Source organism: Acidovorax sp. CF316 (assembly GCF_000276605.1).
Classification (GTDB): domain Bacteria; phylum Pseudomonadota; class Gammaproteobacteria; order Burkholderiales; family Burkholderiaceae_C; genus Acidovorax.
Genome location: NZ_AKJX01000284.1, coordinates 34,410 through 52,267, shown reverse-complemented (window position 1 = coordinate 52,267; position 17,858 = coordinate 34,410). Strand labels below are relative to the sequence as shown.

Annotated in this window: 18 protein-coding genes; 12 read left to right on the top strand and 6 right to left on the bottom strand. The window is 68.5% G+C overall.

Annotated features, from left to right (window positions below; all coding sequences use genetic code 11):
* Nucleotides 1-157: 157 nt before the first annotated feature.
* Nucleotides 158-796, bottom strand: a complete 639-nt coding sequence (nth, locus tag PMI14_RS31900; protein ID WP_007861640.1) for an endonuclease III — start codon at nucleotides 794-796, stop codon at nucleotides 158-160.
* A gap of 260 nt (nucleotides 797-1,056) precedes the next feature.
* Between nth and PMI14_RS31895 the strand changes: the two genes are divergently transcribed.
* Nucleotides 1,057-1,473, top strand: a complete 417-nt coding sequence (locus PMI14_RS31895; protein ID WP_007861638.1) for a GNAT family N-acetyltransferase — start codon at nucleotides 1,057-1,059, stop codon at nucleotides 1,471-1,473.
* A gap of 4 nt (nucleotides 1,474-1,477) precedes the next feature.
* Here PMI14_RS31895 and PMI14_RS31890 read toward each other — a convergent pair whose 3' ends face one another.
* The gene (locus tag PMI14_RS31890) at nucleotides 1,478-2,395 is read right to left on the bottom strand and encodes a LysR family transcriptional regulator (protein ID WP_007861636.1); all 918 of its coding nucleotides are present in this window, start codon (nucleotides 2,393-2,395) and stop codon (nucleotides 1,478-1,480) included.
* A 148-nt stretch (nucleotides 2,396-2,543) separates the two neighbouring features.
* Between PMI14_RS31890 and PMI14_RS31885 the strand changes: the two genes are divergently transcribed.
* From PMI14_RS31885 to PMI14_RS31865, 5 genes are all read left to right on the top strand, one after another.
* Nucleotides 2,544-3,992, top strand: coding sequence for an amidase (locus tag PMI14_RS31885; RefSeq protein WP_035206407.1), 1,449 nt, complete (start codon nucleotides 2,544-2,546; stop codon nucleotides 3,990-3,992).
* Between the two features lie 71 nt (nucleotides 3,993-4,063).
* Nucleotides 4,064-5,056 (top strand): tripartite tricarboxylate transporter substrate binding protein, encoded by a 993-nt coding sequence (locus PMI14_RS31880; protein WP_007861633.1) that lies wholly within the window; start codon nucleotides 4,064-4,066, stop codon nucleotides 5,054-5,056.
* Between the two features lie 155 nt (nucleotides 5,057-5,211).
* Entirely contained in the window at nucleotides 5,212-6,237 is a 1,026-nt protein-coding gene (locus PMI14_RS31875) for a hypothetical protein (RefSeq protein ID WP_007861631.1), read from the top strand.
* Nucleotides 6,238-6,303: 66 nt separating this feature from the next.
* Nucleotides 6,304-7,197 (top strand): AraC family transcriptional regulator, encoded by an 894-nt coding sequence (locus PMI14_RS31870; protein WP_007861629.1) that lies wholly within the window; start codon nucleotides 6,304-6,306, stop codon nucleotides 7,195-7,197.
* A 75-nt stretch (nucleotides 7,198-7,272) separates the two neighbouring features.
* Complete coding sequence (locus PMI14_RS31865; RefSeq protein ID WP_007861628.1) at nucleotides 7,273-8,151, top strand: NAD(P)H-binding protein; 879 nt, start codon at nucleotides 7,273-7,275, stop codon at nucleotides 8,149-8,151.
* 15 nt (nucleotides 8,152-8,166) lie between these two features.
* Here PMI14_RS31865 and PMI14_RS31860 read toward each other — a convergent pair whose 3' ends face one another.
* A complete protein-coding gene (locus PMI14_RS31860; protein ID WP_007861627.1) occupies nucleotides 8,167-8,643 on the bottom strand; it encodes a GyrI-like domain-containing protein in 477 nt (158 codons plus the stop codon).
* 119 nt (nucleotides 8,644-8,762) lie between these two features.
* On the opposite strand from PMI14_RS31860, the gene PMI14_RS31855 reads away from it, so the two are divergent.
* The 4 genes from PMI14_RS31855 (at nucleotide 8,763) to PMI14_RS31840 (ending at nucleotide 11,448) form a co-directional block, all read left to right on the top strand.
* Nucleotides 8,763-9,953: a PLP-dependent aminotransferase family protein gene (locus PMI14_RS31855; RefSeq protein WP_007861625.1), complete on the top strand. Its 1,191-nt coding sequence runs from the start codon at nucleotides 8,763-8,765 to the stop codon at nucleotides 9,951-9,953.
* Nucleotides 9,953-10,195, top strand: a complete 243-nt coding sequence (locus PMI14_RS31850) for a SlyX family protein (RefSeq protein WP_007861623.1) — start codon at nucleotides 9,953-9,955, stop codon at nucleotides 10,193-10,195. Before PMI14_RS31855 ends, PMI14_RS31850 begins: the two co-directional genes overlap by 1 nt.
* 90 nt (nucleotides 10,196-10,285) lie before the next feature.
* A complete protein-coding gene (locus tag PMI14_RS31845; protein WP_157405923.1) occupies nucleotides 10,286-10,984 on the top strand; it encodes a hypothetical protein in 699 nt (232 codons plus the stop codon).
* Nucleotides 10,985-11,052: 68 nt separating this feature from the next.
* The gene (locus tag PMI14_RS31840) at nucleotides 11,053-11,448 is read left to right on the top strand and encodes a hypothetical protein (protein WP_007861619.1); all 396 of its coding nucleotides are present in this window, start codon (nucleotides 11,053-11,055) and stop codon (nucleotides 11,446-11,448) included.
* A gap of 7 nt (nucleotides 11,449-11,455) precedes the next feature.
* On the opposite strand, the gene PMI14_RS31835 is transcribed toward PMI14_RS31840, so the two are convergent.
* On the bottom strand, nucleotides 11,456-12,091 hold the full coding sequence (locus PMI14_RS31835) for a TetR/AcrR family transcriptional regulator (RefSeq protein ID WP_007861616.1): 636 nt from the start codon (nucleotides 12,089-12,091) through the stop codon (nucleotides 11,456-11,458).
* Nucleotides 12,092-12,198: 107 nt separating this feature from the next.
* Between PMI14_RS31835 and PMI14_RS31830 the strand changes: the two genes are divergently transcribed.
* The gene (locus tag PMI14_RS31830; RefSeq protein ID WP_007861614.1) at nucleotides 12,199-14,286 is read left to right on the top strand and encodes an NADPH-dependent 2,4-dienoyl-CoA reductase; all 2,088 of its coding nucleotides are present in this window, start codon (nucleotides 12,199-12,201) and stop codon (nucleotides 14,284-14,286) included.
* Nucleotides 14,287-14,290: 4 nt separating this feature from the next.
* Here the strand turns inward: PMI14_RS31830 and PMI14_RS31825 are convergent, their stop codons facing one another.
* Nucleotides 14,291-15,469, bottom strand: coding sequence for a hypothetical protein (locus PMI14_RS31825; protein ID WP_007861612.1), 1,179 nt, complete (start codon nucleotides 15,467-15,469; stop codon nucleotides 14,291-14,293).
* Nucleotides 15,470-15,525: 56 nt separating this feature from the next.
* Nucleotides 15,526-16,140, bottom strand: coding sequence for a 3'-5' exonuclease (locus PMI14_RS31820; protein ID WP_007861610.1), 615 nt, complete (start codon nucleotides 16,138-16,140; stop codon nucleotides 15,526-15,528).
* A 379-nt stretch (nucleotides 16,141-16,519) separates the two neighbouring features.
* On the opposite strand from PMI14_RS31820, the gene PMI14_RS31815 reads away from it, so the two are divergent.
* Complete coding sequence (locus tag PMI14_RS31815) at nucleotides 16,520-17,851, top strand: DUF2142 domain-containing protein (protein ID WP_157405922.1); 1,332 nt, start codon at nucleotides 16,520-16,522, stop codon at nucleotides 17,849-17,851.
* Nucleotides 17,852-17,858 lie beyond the last annotated feature (7 nt).

The window sequence follows — 17,858 nt, the reverse complement described above, 5'->3', positions numbered from 1 at the left end:
GGTCGCCTTTTCTTGGCCTACGTTCTTTTGGCGAAGCAAAAGAAGGTAGGTGCGCCGCCGGGCGCACACCCCGGCTCCCGCCCTTGGCCAAGGCATGAATCAACCAACGCCAACAGCCACGCCCAAAGCCAAGGGCTCAGGGCTCAGGGCTCAGGGCTCAGGGCGCCAGCGTCTTCGGCTCGTAGTCACAATACTGCGGCACCACACACTCCCAACACCGCGGCTTGCGCGCCTGGCACACATACCGCCCCAGCAAGATCAGCCAGTGGTGCGAATCCACCGCATACGCCTGCGGCACCCGCTTCAGCAACTGCAACTCCACCGCCAGCGGATCCTTGCCCGGCGCCAGCCCCGTGCGGTTGCTGACACGAAAGATGTGCGTATCGACCGCCATCGTGGGCTGGCCGAAGGCCACGTTGAGGACCACGTTGGCCGTCTTGCGGCCCACGCCGGGCAGGGCCTCCAGTTCCTCGCGCGTGCGGGGCACCACGCTGCCGTGCTGTTCCACCAGGATGCGGCAGGTCTCCAGCAGGTTCTTGGCCTTGGTGCGGTACAGGCCGATGGTCTTGATGTAGCCCTCCAGCCCTTCGAGGCCGAGGTCCAGGATGGCCTGTGGCGTGCCCGCCACCGGGAACAGCTTGCGCGTGGCCTTGTTCACACCCACGTCGGTGGCTTGGGCAGAAAGCAGCACGGCGGCCAGCAGTTCGAACGGGGTGGTGTACTCCAGCTCCGTGTTGGGCATGGGGTTGGCCGCCTTGAGGGCGGCGAAGAAGGGCTCGATCTGCTCGGTTTTCATGGTGGGGTGGGGGGATGTCTTCTTGTCGGATGCGGCATTGTCCTGCAGAGGGTTCTTGACGGCGATTTGATGGCTTCACCCCGTCTTTTTACGGCGAATTGATGCGGTGTTGCCTAGACTGCATGGCTTGCCTGCTCGCAGCACGCCTGCGCTATCTGCGGTGAACCCTGAACAGCACCATTTTTGCAGAGGGTCCCAGGCGCGATGGCGCGCAGGCCAAGGGGCGCAACAGATCAGCAGAAAAATCGCTGCGGTGGAACATGAACGAGCTAGAGACTTCTTTTGCGCCTGAAGGGCGGGTGGTTGCGCAGATTTCCAAGGCGGTCATTGCCCATGACCGTGCATCCATCGGTGCAGGAGAGCCTCAGCCGCTGGCCTGCCTGGTCCGCGAAAACGGTCACCTGATCGGTGGCGCGGTGGGTCGGATCGAGCTGGACCGGCTGTATGTGGAATACCTCTGGGTGGATGCCGGGCATCGGCGCAAAGGCCTTGGCAGCAGACTGCTGGCCGGCATCGAGGAGGCCGCCGGAGGAGCCGGATGCAGCGAAAGCCTCATCGAATCGCTGTCGCAAAAGACGGCCGCGATGTACGAGCGTGCCGGGTACCGGGGTCATGCCCAGATCGACAACTACATCCCGGGGCTCACCTTGTACGTGCTGATCAAGCCCTTGACCTGATTGATCACCCCGCTTCCCGCGCCACCAGCTGTGCGCTCAGGAACTCCAGGAACATGCGCGCCGCCGCGGGCAGGGTGCGGCCGCTCAGCGTCTGCAGCTCCACGGCGCGGGCGCTCATGCCCCGTTCGCGGATCTGGGCGGCATGCAGTTCGCCGCGGCGCACGCGGTCGCGTACCGTCACCTCGCCCGATATCGACAGCCCGCCGCCGTGCAGCACGAAGTGGGTCAGCGTCTCGAAGTGGTTGCACACCAGCACCGGCTCGAACACCAGGCCGCGCTGGCTGCAGCCGATGTCGAACAGCTGGCGCACGGTGTTGTCGCGCTCGGGCAGGGCAATGGGGTGGGGGTGCATCTGTGCCAGCGTGACCGAGCCAAAGCGCGCCAGCGGGTGGTCGGGCCGCATGATGGCGATGACGGGCGAGGCCTCGCGGTGCTGCACCGTGATGTCGCGCTCGGCCGTGCGGCTGTAGGTCAGGCCGATGTCCGCGTCGCCGTTGAGCACGGCCGTGGTCACAGCCGCCGGGCTGGCCACCCGCACACGGAACTGGATGCCCGGGTACTGCGTGCGGAACTGGGCCATCACGCGCGGCAAAAACTCGATGGCAAAGCCTGCCGAACTGCACACCTGCACCAGCCCGGTGTGCAGCCCCTGCAGCGCCTCTATGTCGGCCACCACGCGGTCGGCCTCGAGTGCACCGCGCCGCGCATGGGCCGCTAGCAGTTCGCCAGCCGCGCTGGGCACCATGCCGCGCGGGCGCCGGTCGAACAGGGGCACGCCCAGCAGGCCCTCGAGCGCCGCCACCTGCCGGCTCACGGCCGAGGGCGATACGTTCAGGCGCGTGGCCGCTTCGCTCACCGAGCCGCTGCGCACCACCTCCAGGAAATAGCGCAGGGCCGTGTCCTGCAGTCGGCTGGAAAGCATGGTAGAGGCCCTTCTGTCTGGTTTGCGTAAAACGCAACGATAGTGTCTGAAATCGCCGATTGTAGAAAACCGGCGGCGTGCTTATGCTGACTTACCTCCGACACATTGCGCCTGCACCCCCATGCCTGACTTCTCCACACCACCCGCCATGGGCACCGCTCCCCGCGGCATCGTGGCCCACACGGCCACCGGCCTGTCGCGCGCCATCCATGCCCGCGAGGTCTCGTGCGTGGAGGTGCTCGATGCCTACCTGGCCCAGGTGGACCGCCTGAACCCCGTGGTCAACGCCCTGGTGGCCATGGCCGACCGGGATGCGCTGCACCAACAGGCGGCCGAGCGCGATGCGCAGCTGGCCCGCCGCCAGAGCCTGGGCCCGCTGCACGGCATGCCCCAGGCGCCCAAGGACATCGCGCCCGCCGCGGGCATGGTCACCACGCGCGGCTCCCCCCTCTTTGCGGGCCAGGTCACGACCACCGATGCGGTGGTGTTCGAGCGCATGCGTGCCAGCGGCGCGCTCTTCATCGGCCGCAGCAACTCGCCCGAGTTCGGCCTGGGCGGGCACACCTACAACCCGGTGTACGGCACCACGCGCAATGCCTTCGACCCGTCGCGCTCGGCCGGCGGCAGCAGCGGCGGGGCGGGCGTGGCCGTGGCCCTGCACATGCTGCCCGTGGCCGATGGCTCGGACATGATGGGATCGCTGCGCACGCCGGCCGCGTTCAACAACGTGTATGGCCTGCGCACCTCGCCCGGCCTGGTGCCGCATGGGCCGTCGGAGGAAGTGTTCTTCCAGCAGTTCAGCGTGACCGGCCCCATGGCGCGCAACATCCCCGACCTGGCACTGCTGCTGTCGGTGCAGGCCGGGTTCGACGCGCGCCTGCCGCTCACGCGCCGCAGCGACGACATTGCCGCCTTCGGCCAGCCGCTGGAGCGCGACTTCAAGGGCGTGCGCATCGGCTGGCTGGGCGACCTGGGCGGCTACCTGCCCACCGACCCGGGCCTGTACACCACCTGCGAGAAGGCGCTTGGCCATTTCCGCGCGGTGGGCTGCACGGTCGAGAAGGCCGTGGTCGATTTCGACCTCGCGCAGCTGTGGAAGGCCTGGTTGGACCTGCGCAGCTTCAGCGTCGCGGGGGCCAATGCGGCCCTGTACCACGATGCGCCCAAGCGCGCCCAGCTCAAGCCCGAGGCGGTGTGGGAGATACAGCGCGGCCTGGCGCTCACCGCCATGCAGGTCTATGACGCGGCGCGCGTGCGCACCGCCTGGTACCAGGTGTTGCGCGGGCTGTTCACGCGCTTCGATTTCCTGGTGCTGCCCGCTGCCCAGGTGTTCCCCTTCGACGCCAGCCTGGACTGGCCGCACGAAGTGGCCGGGCGCCGCATGGACACCTACCACCGCTGGATGGAGACCGTGGTGCCCGCCACCATGGCCGGCCTGCCGGCCCTGGCCACGCCCGCGGGCTTCGGCCCCGAGGGCCTGCCGGCCGGCCTGCAGATCATCGGGCCCGTGCAGTCCGATGCGTCCGTGCTGCAGCTCGGCCATGCGTACGACCTGGCCAGCGGCTACTCCAAGGTCCGCAGCCCCTTGCTGCGCTGAGCCTACCCGCCGATTTCCGCCGTCGCCTGCGTTCATTCGCGGCGCTTGTTCTTGCCCTGGAGGTATTCCCCATGCCCGTGCCGCGTTCCCGTTTCCTGTCGTGTCTGGTGGCCGCTGCGGCCGTTCTGGCGATGCCCGCCGTGGCGTGGGCCCAGCCGCAACAGGGCTACCCCGAGCGGCCCATCAAGCTCATCGTGCCGTTCGCGCCCGGCGGCGCCACCGACATCCTCGGCCGGCTGCTGGCCACCGCCCTGGGCGAGCGCCTGGGCCAGCCCATGGTGGTGGAGAACCGGGCCGGTGCCGGCACCGTGGTGGGGGCGTCCATCGTCGCCAAGGCGCCTGCCGACGGCTACACCCTGCTGCTGGGCGCCAACACCACCTTCACGCTGAACCCGGCCATCCGCAACAACCTGCCGTACGACCCCCTGCGCAGCTTCACGCAGCTGGGCCTGGTGGCCGACATGGGCCTGCTGCTGGTGGCCCACAACGACACGCCGGGCAGCACGCTCAAGGACGTGATTGCCCAGACCAGGGCGGCGCCCGAGAAGTTCTCGTACGGCTCGTACGGCACGGGCTCGTCCGTGCACTTCGGCGGCGAGGTGCTCAAGTCCACCACCGGCGCCAGGATGCTGCATGTGCCCTTCAACGGCAGCGCACCCAACCTCACGGCGCTGATGGGCGGGCAAGTGCAGTTCGCGGTCGACACGGTGGTGGCCTCCACCCCGCTCATCAAGGCCGGCAAGATCAAGCCCATCGTCGCCCTGGGTGCGCAGCGCCTGGCGCTGCTGCCCAACGTGCCGACCGTGGCCGAGAGCGGCTACCCCGGCTTCGACATGGGCTCGTGGTTCGCCTTTGTCGGCCCGGCCGGCCTGCCCGCACCGGTGCAGGGCAGGCTGGAGAAGGCCCTGGCCGACACCATGGCCTCGGCCGAGTTCAAGAAGAAGCTGGTGGACATCGGCATGACTCCCTCCTGGTCCAACGGCGAAGGCCTGCGCACGCGCATCGAGCGCGAACTGCCGGCCATGCGCGCGGTGGCGGCACGGGCGGATATCCGGGGCGATTGAGCGCCGGGGCGGCAGGTGCCGGGTGCCGTCGGCTCCCGGGCCGCCGCATTTGGCGACGCCCTGGGGCATTTCGTCGCAACGGGGTGGGCAGCATGCAAGTGCCTGCCTACAGTGCCGTCAAACCGCTGCCGTGGCGGATATTGAAGGCACACACCATGATGACCCTGCTGTTCCAAACCCTCGCTGCTGCAGCCCTGCTGGGCCTGGCCGGCCAGGCCGGCGCACAACAAGCGGGCTACCGCACGCTCACCGTTCCCGGCGATGCGCCGATCCAGGTCGCGCTGTTCTACCCCACCGCAGCGCCAGCGCGCGCCCTGCCCATGGGCCCCTGGCAACCCGTGGTGGCGCCGGGTGCCCCGGCAGCGCAGGCACCGCTCAAGGGCCTGGTGCTGATCTCGCACGGCACGGGCGGCTCCGAGGTGGGCCACCACAACCTGGCCACGCGCCTGGCGAAGGATGGCTACCTGGTCGCCGCCCTGCGGCACCCCGGCGACAACTGGGAAGACCGCTCCATGATCACCTCGGGCCACTACTTCAGCGAGCGCCCGCGCCAGGTCAGCCGCGTGCTCGACGCGCTGCTGGCCAGTCCCGAATGGGGCAGCCTCATCCCGGCGGAGCGAATCGGTGCCGTGGGGCATTCGGCGGGTGGGTACACCGTGCTCGCGCTGGCGGGTGCACAGGCCGAGCCCCAGCGTGCGGCTGCGCACTGCAGCACGGTGCAGGACGATCCCATGTTCTGTTCTCTGGGCAAGCTGTCGGCCACCACCCCAGTCCCGTCCGCCCAGGCGGTGCCTGCCGGCAGCACTCCCGCCCGCGATGCGCAGCGCGTCTCCGTGCCCGACCCGCGCATCCGTGCCGTGGTCGCCCTGGCCCCCATGGCGGTGGTGTTCACGCCCGAGAGCTTGGCCGCCGTGAGCGTGCCGGTGCGCGTCATCGTGGCCGAGCGCGATGCGGTGCTGGTGGGCAAGTACCACGGCGGCCATGTTATGGCCCACATGCCCAAGGCCCAGGCCAGCACCGCCGCCGGGGCGGGGCATTTCGCCTTCATGGCCCAGGCATCCATGCCGCTGCCCTCGGATGCCGGCGATGCCGCAGCCAACCCGCCGGGCTTCGACCGGGTCGCCTACCAGCCCGAACTGGAGAACCAGGTGTCGGCGTTCTTCGCGCAGCAGTGGCGTTGAGCCCCCGGGGGCAAGGGGCAGGGGAGTATGCTGCTCAGCACCCCAAGCCCCGCTCCCCCGCTCGCCATGGCTTCTTCTTCTCCCTCTTCTTCCCCGACGCCGCAGATCCTGCTCACCGGTGCCACCCGGGCGTGGACCGGGCTGCGCGCCGATTTCGTGCACATTCCCCGGGGCCGGGTGCAGGTGCCGGGCGGTGACATGCACAGCCTGGGCATGCATTTCGGCCCACCCGTGCATGCCGATTGCGAGTGCGGCGGCGAGCGCATGCGCCGCGTGCAGAAGCCCGGGGACATTGACGTGGTGCCCGCCGGCGTGGGCGGTACCTGGGAGGACGATGCCGACTGCCACATCCTGCGCCTGGGCCTCCAGCCGGCGTTGGTCGAGCAGGTGGCGCAGGACCTCGGGCTGCCGGCCGCCAGGGCGCAACTGGTGCCCCGGCTGCAGCTGCGCGACACGCGTATCGAGGCCATCGGCTGGGCCATCAAGGCCGATCTGGAGGCGGAGGTTCCGTCCGATCCGCTGTACATCGACCTGTTGGCCAACGCCCTGGCCGTTCGCCTGATCGAGACCGCGGGCGGCCACGCCCTGGCGCCACAAGGCCGCACCGCGCCGAAGATGCCGGCACGCCAACTGCGCCGCCTCACTGACTTCATCGAGTGCCACCTGGGCCACCCGCTGCACCTGGCCGACCTGGCGCAGGTGGCCGGCCTCAGCGCCACGCGCCTGAAGACCCTGTTTCGCAACAGCACCGGCATGCCCGTGCACCAGTACGTCATCTGCCGCCGCGTCGAGCATGCCCGGGCCCTGCTCGCCACCACCGCCATGCCTGCGAGCGAGGTGGCGGCTGCGGCGGGCTTTGCCCACCAGAGCCACATGGCCTCCACCATGCGCCGGCTGCTGGGGCGCACGCCCGGCGACATCGCCCGCCAGTCGCGCGAAATCGGCCCGAATCTGCCATAGACGGTCTGAATCTGCGCGACAGCTTTCACCCGGACCGCCATCCTTGGAACTCTGTTTTATCCAAGGACTTCAAGCATGTTTGTAATTGTCGGAGCCGCCGGAAAGGTCGGCTATTCCACCTCATTGGCGTTGCGCGAGGCCGGCATGCCGGTGCGGGCGATCCTGCGGGACGCCACCCAGGCCAGCCGCCTGAGCGCCATCGGATGCGAGGTCGTGCTGGCCGACCTGCAGGACCCGGCCGCGCTGGGTGGCGCGGTGGCGGATGCACACGCCGTGCAGGTCATCTGCCCGCCCACGCCGCAGGCCCCGGACGCGGTGGCAGACATGCGCCGTTCCATCGACAGTGTGGTGCAGGCGCTGCAGCGGGCCCGGCCCGGCCTGGTGCTGGCGATCTCCGACTACGGCGCGCATGTCGCCGAAGACATCGGCATGCCCAGCGTGTTCCACGGCTTCGAGGAGAGCCTGCGCCCACTGCCGATGCCCAAGGTATTCCTGCGGTCGGCCGAGCACATGGAAGGCTGGCGTGGCCTGATCCCGGTGGCCGCGGCCACGGGTGTCCTGCCGACCTTCCACCAGCATCTCGACAGGCCTTTCCCCACGGTATCGGCGCAGGATGTGGGCCGCATGGCGGCAGACCTGCTGCTGCACCCGGGCGTGGCAAGCGGCGCACGGACCGTCCACGCCGAAGGGCCGCGCCGTTATGCCGCGAGCGATGTGGCTCAAGCATTGGGCGAACTGCTCGGGCGCAGCGTCACCGCCCAGGCCATCCCCCGCGCGCAGTGGATGGAGAAGTTCGGCCGCATCGTGAGCGAGAGCACGGCCCGCCTGCTCGTGGGCATCTACGACGCCCACCAGCGCGGCGGGCTCATCGACGTCGAGCCCGGTGGGAGCGAGGTGCGCCATGGCACCACCGGGCTGGTGCAGGCGCTGCGCCTGCTGGTTCCGGGGCGGTGACGGCCCGCAGGCTACTCAGCCCTGTTTGCGCACCGCCGCACACAGCCAGCACGCAAACGCTCCCGTCTTTGGGTCCATCGCAAAGTCCTCGTCGTAGACCTCCACAGCCGGCCGCGCATCGAGTTCCCAGCCTGCGGGCACCTGGTTCGGTGCGCCCAGGGCTGCCCAGGCGGCACCGAGTTCGGCGCCCGTGCCGTGGAAGTGCTGGCACAGGTAGTCGCCGCCCGCAAAGTCCTGCACCTGGGCATCGGGGCCCGTGCGCAGGCCCACGCCGACCTGCACGCAGGCGTCGTAGCGGCATTGCTCCGGGGGCGTGCAGGCGGGGTCGTCCAGGCTCAGGCCGTAGAACTTGGGGCGCGGCTCGCTCAGGCGGTGCTCGTCGCACCACTGGCCAAAGCGCTCCCACAGCTGGCCCAGGGCCGGACCGTAGGGGCCCGTGTGGCGCATGTAGGCAAGGCGCATCTTCGGCAACTGGCGGATTTCCAGGGGCATGGCACATGTCTCCAGGGGAATTCTGTCGAAGGGCAAGTCTACGCTGCAGGAAACCTGCACGCCAATTGGCGACAATGGCGGATTCGCTGTCACCTACTGTCCAACCGGGATTCCACTCCATGCAATTCGCCGACCGCCTGAACAATGTAGAAACCTCCGCCATCCGCGAGCTGTTCAAGCTCCTGGGCAAGCCGGGCATCATCAGCTTTGCCGGTGGTTTCCCCGACAGCGCCATGTTCGACGTGGAAGGCATCCGCGAAGCCAGCAACCAGGCCCTGACGGAGGAGCCCGGCGCCGCCCTGCAGTACGGTGCCACCGAAGGCTACCAGCCCCTGCGCGAGCAACTGGCTGCCTTCATGGCCAGCAAGGGCGCCAAGGACCTGGCGCCCGAGAACCTGATCGTCACCACGGGCAGCCAGCAGGCGCTGGACCTCCTGGGCAAGACCCTGATCAGCCCCGGCGACAAGGTCATCGTCGAAGGCCCGACCTTCCTGGCCACCATCCAGTGCTTTCGCCTGTACGGCGCCGAACTCATCAGCGCCCCCATCGACGCCAACGGCGTGAAGACCGACGAGCTGGAAAAGCTCATCGCCGAACACAAGCCGAAATTCGTCTACCTGATCCCCACCTTCGGCAACCCCAGCGGCGTGATGCTGAGCCTGGAGCGCCGCAAGGCCGTGCTGGAGATGGCCGTCAAGCACCAGACCCTGATCGTCGAGGACGACCCCTACGGCGACCTGTACTTCGGCGAAGCCCCGCCACCGAGCCTGCTCAACCTGTCGGCCAGCGTGCCCGGCAGCCGCGAGCTGCTGGCGCACTGCGGCTCCATGAGCAAAGTGCTCTCGCCCGGCCTGCGCGTGGGCTGGATGATCGCCCCCGCCGAGCTGCTGGCCAAGGCCACCATGTGCAAGCAGTTCAGCGATGCGCACACCAGCACCTTCGCCCAGGCCACGGCCGCCCAGTACCTCAAGGCCGGCCGCATGCCCGCCACGCTGGCCAAGGTGCGCAAGGTGTACGCCGAGCGTGCCCAGGCCATGGGCGACGCGCTGCGCAAGGAGCTGGGCGATGCCATCGAGTTCGTGCAGCCCCAGGGCGGCCTGTTCGTGTGGGCGCGCCTGACCGGTGCCGGCGGCAAGGTCGCCGACGGCAACGTGCTGGCCAAGCGCGCCATCGAGAAGGGCGTGGCCTTCGTGCCCGGCACGCCGTTCTTCTGCGCCAACCCCGACAACGCCACCCTGCGCCTGTCGTTCGCGACGGCCGACGTGGAGAAGATCCGCGAAGGCGTGGCGCGCCTCGGTCAGGCCCTCTGATGGAGCCGACCTCGGTTCCGGACGCGAACCAGCAGCGCATCGTCGAGCGGCTGGAGAGCCTGGAGATCAAGGCCAGCTTCACCGAGGACCTGCTGGACCAGCTCAACCTGACCATCTACCGCCAGCAGGAGCTGATCGACCGGCTCACGCAGGAGGTCATCCAGCTGCGCCAGCAGGCGCCGGATGGTGGTGCGGGCGGGGCACCGCGCAACCTGCGCGACGAGTTGCCGCCTCACTATTGAAGGTACGTTGCGGCGCCGGCCTGCAGCGCAGGCGGGCTGGCAGTTTTTACCGCACTCGATAATTGAACTTGCAAGCCACGGCGAGACCGCGTGTCCGCACCGAAAACAATGCCCGACAACCATTCTTTTCCGTTGCTCACGGCAGCGCTCGCACAACACGCCTCTACGGTGAAGGCTCTGGGGTCCCAGGTGGCCGAGATGGAGGACGAAGACACCGCAGAGGACTTCGAATCTGCATTCGAGGTGACCCACTACCCGTGCGAGGCGCCTGAGGCCATCGAGCGGCTGCAGGCCCGCATCTGCATGCCGGTGCCCGAGCCGCTCAAGACACTTTATGCGGCGATGGGCGGCTTCCGGTTTCTGGACGGGTACCGCATGGCCCACATCGACCTGCTCGCCATCGACGATCTGCTGTCCTGGGCCGACCGAGGCGACGTCGATCCGGCCTGGCCCAGCCTGATGGGGGCCTTGTGCACCTTCGGCAGCCGCGAGGAATTCAGCGGCTTGAAACCCGCTTCGCAGGACGTGCTGACCCGCGAGTACGTGGTTTTCGGCTGGGCCCACCACCGCTATGAAGACCGGACGCTGCTGGTCTTCGATGCGCAAGGGGCTTTCCACAACGTGGTCTACGAGCACGATTGCGATGGCGACGAATGGGCGGCGCGCTACCTGCCAGCCTGCCAGAAAACGCTCACCGGCATCGGCCTGGATGGCATGCTCGCGGCCCATGTGCAGGCGGCGACGCGCCGTGTGCAGCGGCAGTTCGACGAAGGCGAGTACCTCGGATAAGGCGCACTGCGCCCCGGCCACCGCGGATATCATCGGCCGACACCGTGAAGCACTTGCCGGAGAGCGCAATGCCACCCTCCATTGCCTTGAAGCCTATCACCCTCGCCCTGAGCGGCGCGGGCGTGGTGCTGCACCTCTACACCGTTTTTTTCAAGGCCGAGGGCGGCATGGACGCCATCGGCTTTCTCATCGGCCTGCTTCTCTGGTCGTGCACCCCCTACGCCATCGCCGCTCTGCTGGCACGGGGCCGCCATGCGGTGTGGGGGCTCGGGGCAGCCGCGGCATGCCTTGTGGCGGACGGGTTCATGCACTACAGCGTCTTCAGCGCCCCCAAGGGCTCGACGGCGGCGCTCGGCCTGCTGTTCATGCCGCTGTGGAACCTGCTGGTCATCGGGCCGGTGGGTGCCTTGCTCTTCTGGCTGGTGCACCGGGTGGTCGGTCGCCAGCGCGGTGCGGTCGGTTGAAGGGGCTTCAGGCGCGCACTGCGCGCCACGCCGCCGCCGCCAGTTCGCTGCGGTAGATGTCTGGCGAGGGCAGGGCGCCCTGGCCGGCGCGGTCCGACAGCCAGGCGCGGCAATAGCTCTGCACCGGGCCCATCACCAACGAGGGCATGAGCTCGCAGGGCAGGTTGCGCAGTGCACCGCCCTGGCGGTGCGGCTCGAACCAGGCCACCAGCGCCCGGTTGCGGCCGCGTGCGGCCTCGGCCAGTTCGGCGCTGCGCGGGCCGGCGGCGACCGAGCCGCGTGCCTGGAACAGAAAGCGCGCCTGCACGGGCTGCGCCACCACCCAATCCAGGTAGCCGCTGACCAGGGCCTGCACGCCGGCCTCCACACCGACGGAGGCATCGAGTTGGGCCTGGATGCTGCGCGACTGTGTGTGGAAGATGTCGAAGAACAGCGCCGCGACGATGCCCTCCCTGCTGCCGAAGTGGTGGTAGATGCTGCCCACGCTGGCGCCGCAGCGTGCCCGTACGCCGTCGATGGAGACCGCCTCCACCCCTGCCTGCGCGGCGCAGGCCAGGGCGGCGTTCAAGATCTCCTGGCGCCGGTCGGTGGCCTCGGCGGGCGGGGGGGAGGTAGTGCTCTTGGTGGAACTGCGGCTTGCCATGGAAGTGCATTCTAGAATAAAGTTCTAGAAAAATATTCTAGAAACGCTTGTGCAGGTGTTTCTGGCTGCATCTTCAACCCTATGGCGCCCCACGCGCCCGTTCGACCATGAAATCCATCGCCAGCGAGCTGCCGCCCGGCCACGCCTTGTACCCCCACCTGCTCGCCCCGCTGGACCTCGGGTTCACGCAGATCAAGAACCGCGTACTCATGGGCTCCATGCACACCGGTCTCGAAGATGCGCGCGACCTCTCGCGCATGGCGGCCTATTTTCGCGAGCGGGCCGAGGGCGGGGTGGGGCTGATCGTGACGGGGGGCTTTGCGCCCAACATCGCGGGCTGGACCAAGCCGTTTGCGGGCACGCTATCCACGGCCGGTGCCGCGCGCCGCCACAAAGTGGTGACCGAAGCCGTGCACGGTGCGGGCGGCAAGATCGCGCTGCAGATACTGCACACCGGCCGCTATGCCTACCACCCGCTGGCGGTGGCACCCTCGCGGCTGCAGTCGCCGATCACGCCGTTCACGCCCTTTGCGCTGTCGGCCAGCGGGGTGGAGCGGCAGATCCGCGCCTTCGTCAACTGCGCCCAGCGCGCGCGCGAGGCGGGGTACGACGGTGTGGAGGTCATGGGTTCCGAGGGCTACCTGATCAACCAGTTCCTCTCGGCCGCCACCAACCGGCGCACCGATGCCTGGGGCGGCGACTACAGCCAGCGCATGCGCCTGCCGGTGGAGATCCTGGCGCGCATGCGCGAGGCTGTGGGGCCTGACTTCATCATCATCTACCGCCTGTCCATGATCGACCTGGTGCCCGGCGGCAGCGCCTGGGACGAGATAGTCACCCTGGGCAAGGCCGTGGCCACGGGCGGCGCCAGCATCGTCAACACCGGCATCGGCTGGCACGAGGCGCGCATACCGACCATTGCCACCAGCGTGCCGCGCGCGGCCTTCGCCTGGGTCACGCAGAAGATGAAGGCCGAGTTCGCGGCGGCCGGCATTGCCACGCCGCTCGTCACCTCCAACCGCATCAACACGCCCGAGGTGGCTGAAACAGTGCTGGCCGATGGCTGCGCCGACATGGTCTCCATGGCGCGCCCGCTGCTGGCCGACCCGGCTTTCGTGAACAAGGCGGCCGAGGGCAAGGCCGACCGCATCAACACCTGCATCGCCTGCAACCAGGCCTGCCTGGACCATGTGTTCAAGGCCAAGACCAGCAGTTGCCTGGTGAACCCGCGTGCCTGCCACGAGACCTTGCTGGTCTACAAGCCCCTGGCGCCGCAGCAAAAGCCCAAGCGCATCGCCGTGGTGGGCGCAGGCCCGGCGGGCCTCACGGCCGCCACCGTGGCCGCCGAGCGCGGGCACGAGGTGCACCTGTTCGATGCCGCCGAGGCCATCGGCGGCCAGCTCAACATGGCCAAGCAGGTGCCGGGCAAGGAGGAGTTCCACGAGATGCTGCGCTACCTGGCCACGCGCGTGCAGGACACGGGTGTGCACCTGCACCTGGCCACGCCTGTGCAGGCGGCCGACCTTGCGGGCTACGACGAGGTGGTGGTCGCCACGGGCGTGAGCCCGCGCGACCCGAAGATCCCCGGGCAGGAGCACCCCAAGGTGCTCAGCTACATCGACGTGCTGCGCCATGGCAAGCCCGTGGGCGAGCGCGTGGCCGTCATCGGTGCCGGGGGCATCGGCTTCGACGTGGCCGAGTTCCTGGTGCACGGCCAGGGCCACTCGACTACGCTCGACCTCCCCGCCTGGCAGGCCGAATGGGGCATCACCGACCCGGCCGAGGCACGCGGCGGCCTGGCCCCCAAGGGCCCGCAGGTGACGCCACCGGCGCGCCAGGTCACGCTGCTGCAGCGCAAGAAGGGCAAGCTCGGCGAGGGTCTGGGCAAGACCACGGGCTGGATCCACCGCACCACGCTGAAGATGAAGCAGGTGCAGATGGTGGGCGGCGTGAACTACGAGCGCATTGCCGACGAGGGCCTGCTCGTCTCGCATGGCGAGCAGCGTGAGGACCCGACCTGGATCCCCTGCGACACCGTGGTGCTGTGCGCCGGCCAGCTGCCGCTGCGCACCCTGGCCGACGAGCTGCTGGCGCTGGGCAGAAAGCCCCATGTGGTGGGCGGTGCGCTGGAGGCGGGCGAGCTCGACGCCAAGCGCGCCATCGACCAGGCAGCGCGCCTCGCAGCGGCACTCTGAGCTTTTACGCGCGGGTGTTCCGTTCCCGCACCAGGTGGATGTGCGCCATCAGGTTCGGGTAGAACATGCGCGAGCCCGGGGCCTGCGGGTCGCTGCCCAGGGCCTCGAGCTCGTCGCACAGTTCCAGGATGCGCGGGTTGCCCGCCGCCTCCGCGGTGGACAGCGCGAGGCGGTTGTACGGGTCGGTGTAGAGGATGGACTCCGACAGCGGGCGCGTGCAGCGCACGGCATCGAGGCCCTGCACGGTGGCCAGCTGGTCCAGCAAGGGGGCGAGCACGGTTTCGCAGCGCTGCGCCAGTTGGAGAACGGTCTTCGCCAGGCCCTGGGGTCCGCGCAGCACGAGCGCGGTGTTGCCATCGCCATCGCTCTCCACGAGCAGTTCCGGGTCGCCGCGCAGCCAGTGTGGCAGGCGCAGGAGGGCGGTGTAGGGCAGGGGGCTCTCGGGCGTGTCGTTGAAATACTCGGGCAGGCCATGATCGCGGATGCGCTCGGCCACCGCGTCCAGGCGCGATGCCACCGTCAGCGCCAGCGTGAGGGTGTTCTGCGGCGTCGACCTGACCACGACGAGCAGCCAGTGCTTGCCGCCAGGGAAATCACTGCAGTACAGGTGTCCTACGCGCTCAGGTGAGGGCGCATCGGTCATCTCGGGCTCGTTGACCGGGTCGTGCACGAAGCCCTTGGCCTGCATGAAGGGCTGCAGGGCGCGCAGCACGGCCGAGTACACGCCGTCCAGGGCGGGCAGCACCGGCCATGCCACCTGGTCGCGCAGTGCGCGCCAGCCCTGCAGGCGCCGATTCAGCACCAGGGCCAGGCGGTCGTAGTTGTGCCAGTTGCCGCGCACGCTGCACGAATCGTCGAGGTCATGCCCGGTGCGGCTGAATTCGCCGGCAAACACGGCGTCGAAGTCGTCGTTGAACTGCGCCGTGTAGTAGTGCTCGGTGAAGGCCAGGCCCTCGCCGTTCACGTCCTGCGTGCCGAACTTGCCGTCGCAGGCATCGAACAGAAAATCCGCGCAGGACATGCGCCGTGCGCGCAGGTCGTCCAGGTAGCCGTTGACACCCTCGCCGCCGAGTCCGCGCAGGGTGAGCCAGGCGAGGTACATCCCGATGCGCGTGCCCGCGGCCTCCTTGGGCAGATCGGTCTGGAAGTCGATGAAGTAGTAATCCGCGGAGTCGAAGATCATGGATGGCCCCTGGTGCAGGAATTTTCCTGCCGCAGTGTAGCGATGCCGCAGATGCCTCAGGTGCCTGCCGGCAGGCCCAGTGCGTGGTACACGCGCGCCGCCGCATAGGCATCGTTGGCGGCGTACACCAGCTGCGACTCGGTGAGCTTCGGGTTGGCCCAGTTGGAGGTGGCGGCCTTCTTGGACTTGATGAAGCGCTGGTTGAACAGCACGGCCACCGCGCCCTTGACGCCCATGTCCTTGCGGTAGCCTTGCTGGCGGAACACGTGGTTGAGCTCCAGCACGTCCTCGGGCACCACGCCCAGTTTGGCCTGTATGCGTTTCTTGTCGTCGCCCAGGCCAAATCCCGCCTTGGTCACGCCGGGGCGGGCCAGCAGCTGCGCCACCAGGTGGCGGCAGTCGCGGTCGTGCAGCTGGAACACCCAGGCCTTGTGGAGCGTTGACAGCTGCACCACGTGCGGGCCGTCGGAGACCTCGCCCTGCACAAAGGTGGGCTTGGACTCGGTGTCGAAGCCCCAGGCCGTGCTGGCGGCCAGCTCCTCGCCGGCCTGGTGGGCCTGTTCGGCGGTGGTCACCAGGGCGATGCGGTCGGGCCCCAGTCGTTCGAAGGGGGCCAGCAGTGCGATCTCTTCCTTGCCGGGTGTGGCGCGTGCGGTGTGTGGGGGGCTCATGGGGTATTGTAGAAATGATTCCAAATGCAAGTGCGATTGCAGGAGGCTTCCCTGCCTGCCATCATGTTCCGGTTCCCGGCGGCTGCGGGTTGGTGCCCCGGGCCGCCACGGTACAAAACCTCGGTTCTGGTGATGTAGGTCACGCCTGACGCGCAATTGAGCGCTGCACGCCATCAAGCGGACGGCCTGCGTGGCTAAGATCTTTCTTGCCAGCCGGGATCGTCGCTGTCTGTTTTTTTCTTGAAGACTGTCTTTATTGTTTTTGCGCCCTGACCTTTCCGGCTGGCCTCGTATGTTCTCCCTGGAGGGGAGGGGGAAAGCCGGTCTGCGTACCTTGCGCACGGCGTGGTTTGCGCTGGGTTTTGCGATTGCCTGCGGCATGATGCAACTGATTCCGGCCTTCCAGTCGCCCGATGAGATCGTGCACCTGCTGCGGGCCGACATGGTGGCCCACGGCCAACCGCTGCTCAAGGGCCAGGAGCCCGGCGTGCAGGACCGCACGGGGGGCTGGGTGGACATCCATTTCTTCCAGTTCTCGCAGTGGATGCAGAAGATCGTGGGACCGCACCGGGACACGAGCCTGTCGCCGACATGGCTCATGAGCGAGGCGACGCGGTTCGACTGGATGGACGATGAGGTCTTCGTCAACGCGGCGGCCACAGGCTATTACGCCCCCTTCATCTACCTGCCGCATGCGCTGGGGCTCAAGCTGTCGCGGGAGCTCGATCTTTCCATGGGCCACAGCTACCAGCTCACCCGCATGCTGGTCACCCTGCTGGTGTTCGGCCTGGTCTTCTGGGCCTGGCAGATCGGGCGGCCCTCCTTGCTGGTGCAGGCCCTGGTGCTGATGCCCATGGCACTGTTCCAGATCATCTCGCCCACCATCGACGGGCTGTGCTTTGCGCTGGCGCTGCTGGTGCTGTCCCTGTTTCTGCAGCAGTGGCAAGAGGGCAAGGCCACGCGCTGGCAGGCGTTCGCGTTCTATGGCGCCATCTTCCTGTTGGTCACCTCGCGCACCAACCTCATTCCCATCGTGCTGCTGCCCATGGTGCTGCTGCTTCGGCACAGGTCCTGGCAGCGGCTGGCGGCAACGGCCACCCTGCTGGCAGCCAGCGCCGGGTGGACCCTGTACGGAATGATCCACACCCAGGACGGCCGCGTGGTGCGTGCGCTCTCCACGGGGCAGATCATCGGCGCCTACCTGCGCGAGCCGGTGGAGTTCCTGCGTCTGGTGGGGCGGACCATCGCCGATCCGTTCCAGGGCCACCTGATCGTCTCATCGTTCGTGGGCAACCTGGGCTGGGCCGACGCGCCGATTCCCCGCTTTGCCCTGGCCACCATCGGCTGCGGCCTGCTGCTGGCGGCCCTTCTGACCGTGGCGGCAACCCGCTACCAGAAGGCCGATCTCGCCATCCGTGCCACGCTGGTGCTTGCCGCCCTTGGCAGCGCGATGCTGGCCTTCTTTGCGCTCGCCGTGACCTGGAACCCCTATCCCGTACGCGTCATCGAGGGCCTGCAGGGGCGGTACTTCATCATCCCCGCCATGCTGCTGGCGGCCGCCCTGGGGCCCGTGCGCCTGGCGCCGGTAGAGTCTCCACCGCTCCCCGTTCACCGGGCATTCGTCCTGCTGTACGCCATGTTCTGCCTGGGGGTGCTGGCCACCACGCTGCAGGGGCGCTATGGCATGGGCGCGGCGGTGTTCGATTTCTAGGCCCCTG

What these genes read in the sequence shown, in the direction of transcription:
- nth (WP_007861640.1), bottom strand. Translation starts at nt 796, where the DNA reads ATGAAAACCGAGCAGATCGAGCCCTTCTTCGCCGCCCTCAAGGCGGCC.
- PMI14_RS31895 (WP_007861638.1), top strand. Translation starts at nt 1,057, where the DNA reads ATGAACGAGCTAGAGACTTCTTTTGCGCCTGAAGGGCGGGTGGTTGCG.
- PMI14_RS31890 (WP_007861636.1), bottom strand. Translation starts at nt 2,395, where the DNA reads ATGCTTTCCAGCCGACTGCAGGACACGGCCCTGCGCTATTTCCTGGAG.
- PMI14_RS31885 (WP_035206407.1), top strand. Translation starts at nt 2,544, where the DNA reads ATGGGCACCGCTCCCCGCGGCATCGTGGCCCACACGGCCACCGGCCTG.
- PMI14_RS31880 (WP_007861633.1), top strand. Translation starts at nt 4,064, where the DNA reads ATGCCCGTGCCGCGTTCCCGTTTCCTGTCGTGTCTGGTGGCCGCTGCG.
- PMI14_RS31875 (WP_007861631.1), top strand. Translation starts at nt 5,212, where the DNA reads ATGATGACCCTGCTGTTCCAAACCCTCGCTGCTGCAGCCCTGCTGGGC.
- PMI14_RS31870 (WP_007861629.1), top strand. Translation starts at nt 6,304, where the DNA reads ATGGCTTCTTCTTCTCCCTCTTCTTCCCCGACGCCGCAGATCCTGCTC.
- PMI14_RS31865 (WP_007861628.1), top strand. Translation starts at nt 7,273, where the DNA reads ATGTTTGTAATTGTCGGAGCCGCCGGAAAGGTCGGCTATTCCACCTCA.
- PMI14_RS31860 (WP_007861627.1), bottom strand. Translation starts at nt 8,643, where the DNA reads ATGCCCCTGGAAATCCGCCAGTTGCCGAAGATGCGCCTTGCCTACATG.
- PMI14_RS31855 (WP_007861625.1), top strand. Translation starts at nt 8,763, where the DNA reads ATGCAATTCGCCGACCGCCTGAACAATGTAGAAACCTCCGCCATCCGC.
- PMI14_RS31850 (WP_007861623.1), top strand. Translation starts at nt 9,953, where the DNA reads ATGGAGCCGACCTCGGTTCCGGACGCGAACCAGCAGCGCATCGTCGAG.
- PMI14_RS31840 (WP_007861619.1), top strand. Translation starts at nt 11,053, where the DNA reads ATGCCACCCTCCATTGCCTTGAAGCCTATCACCCTCGCCCTGAGCGGC.
- PMI14_RS31835 (WP_007861616.1), bottom strand. Translation starts at nt 12,091, where the DNA reads ATGGCAAGCCGCAGTTCCACCAAGAGCACTACCTCCCCCCCGCCCGCC.
- PMI14_RS31830 (WP_007861614.1), top strand. Translation starts at nt 12,199, where the DNA reads ATGAAATCCATCGCCAGCGAGCTGCCGCCCGGCCACGCCTTGTACCCC.
- PMI14_RS31825 (WP_007861612.1), bottom strand. Translation starts at nt 15,469, where the DNA reads ATGATCTTCGACTCCGCGGATTACTACTTCATCGACTTCCAGACCGAT.
- PMI14_RS31820 (WP_007861610.1), bottom strand. Translation starts at nt 16,140, where the DNA reads ATGAGCCCCCCACACACCGCACGCGCCACACCCGGCAAGGAAGAGATC.
- PMI14_RS31815 (WP_157405922.1), top strand. Translation starts at nt 16,520, where the DNA reads ATGATGCAACTGATTCCGGCCTTCCAGTCGCCCGATGAGATCGTGCAC.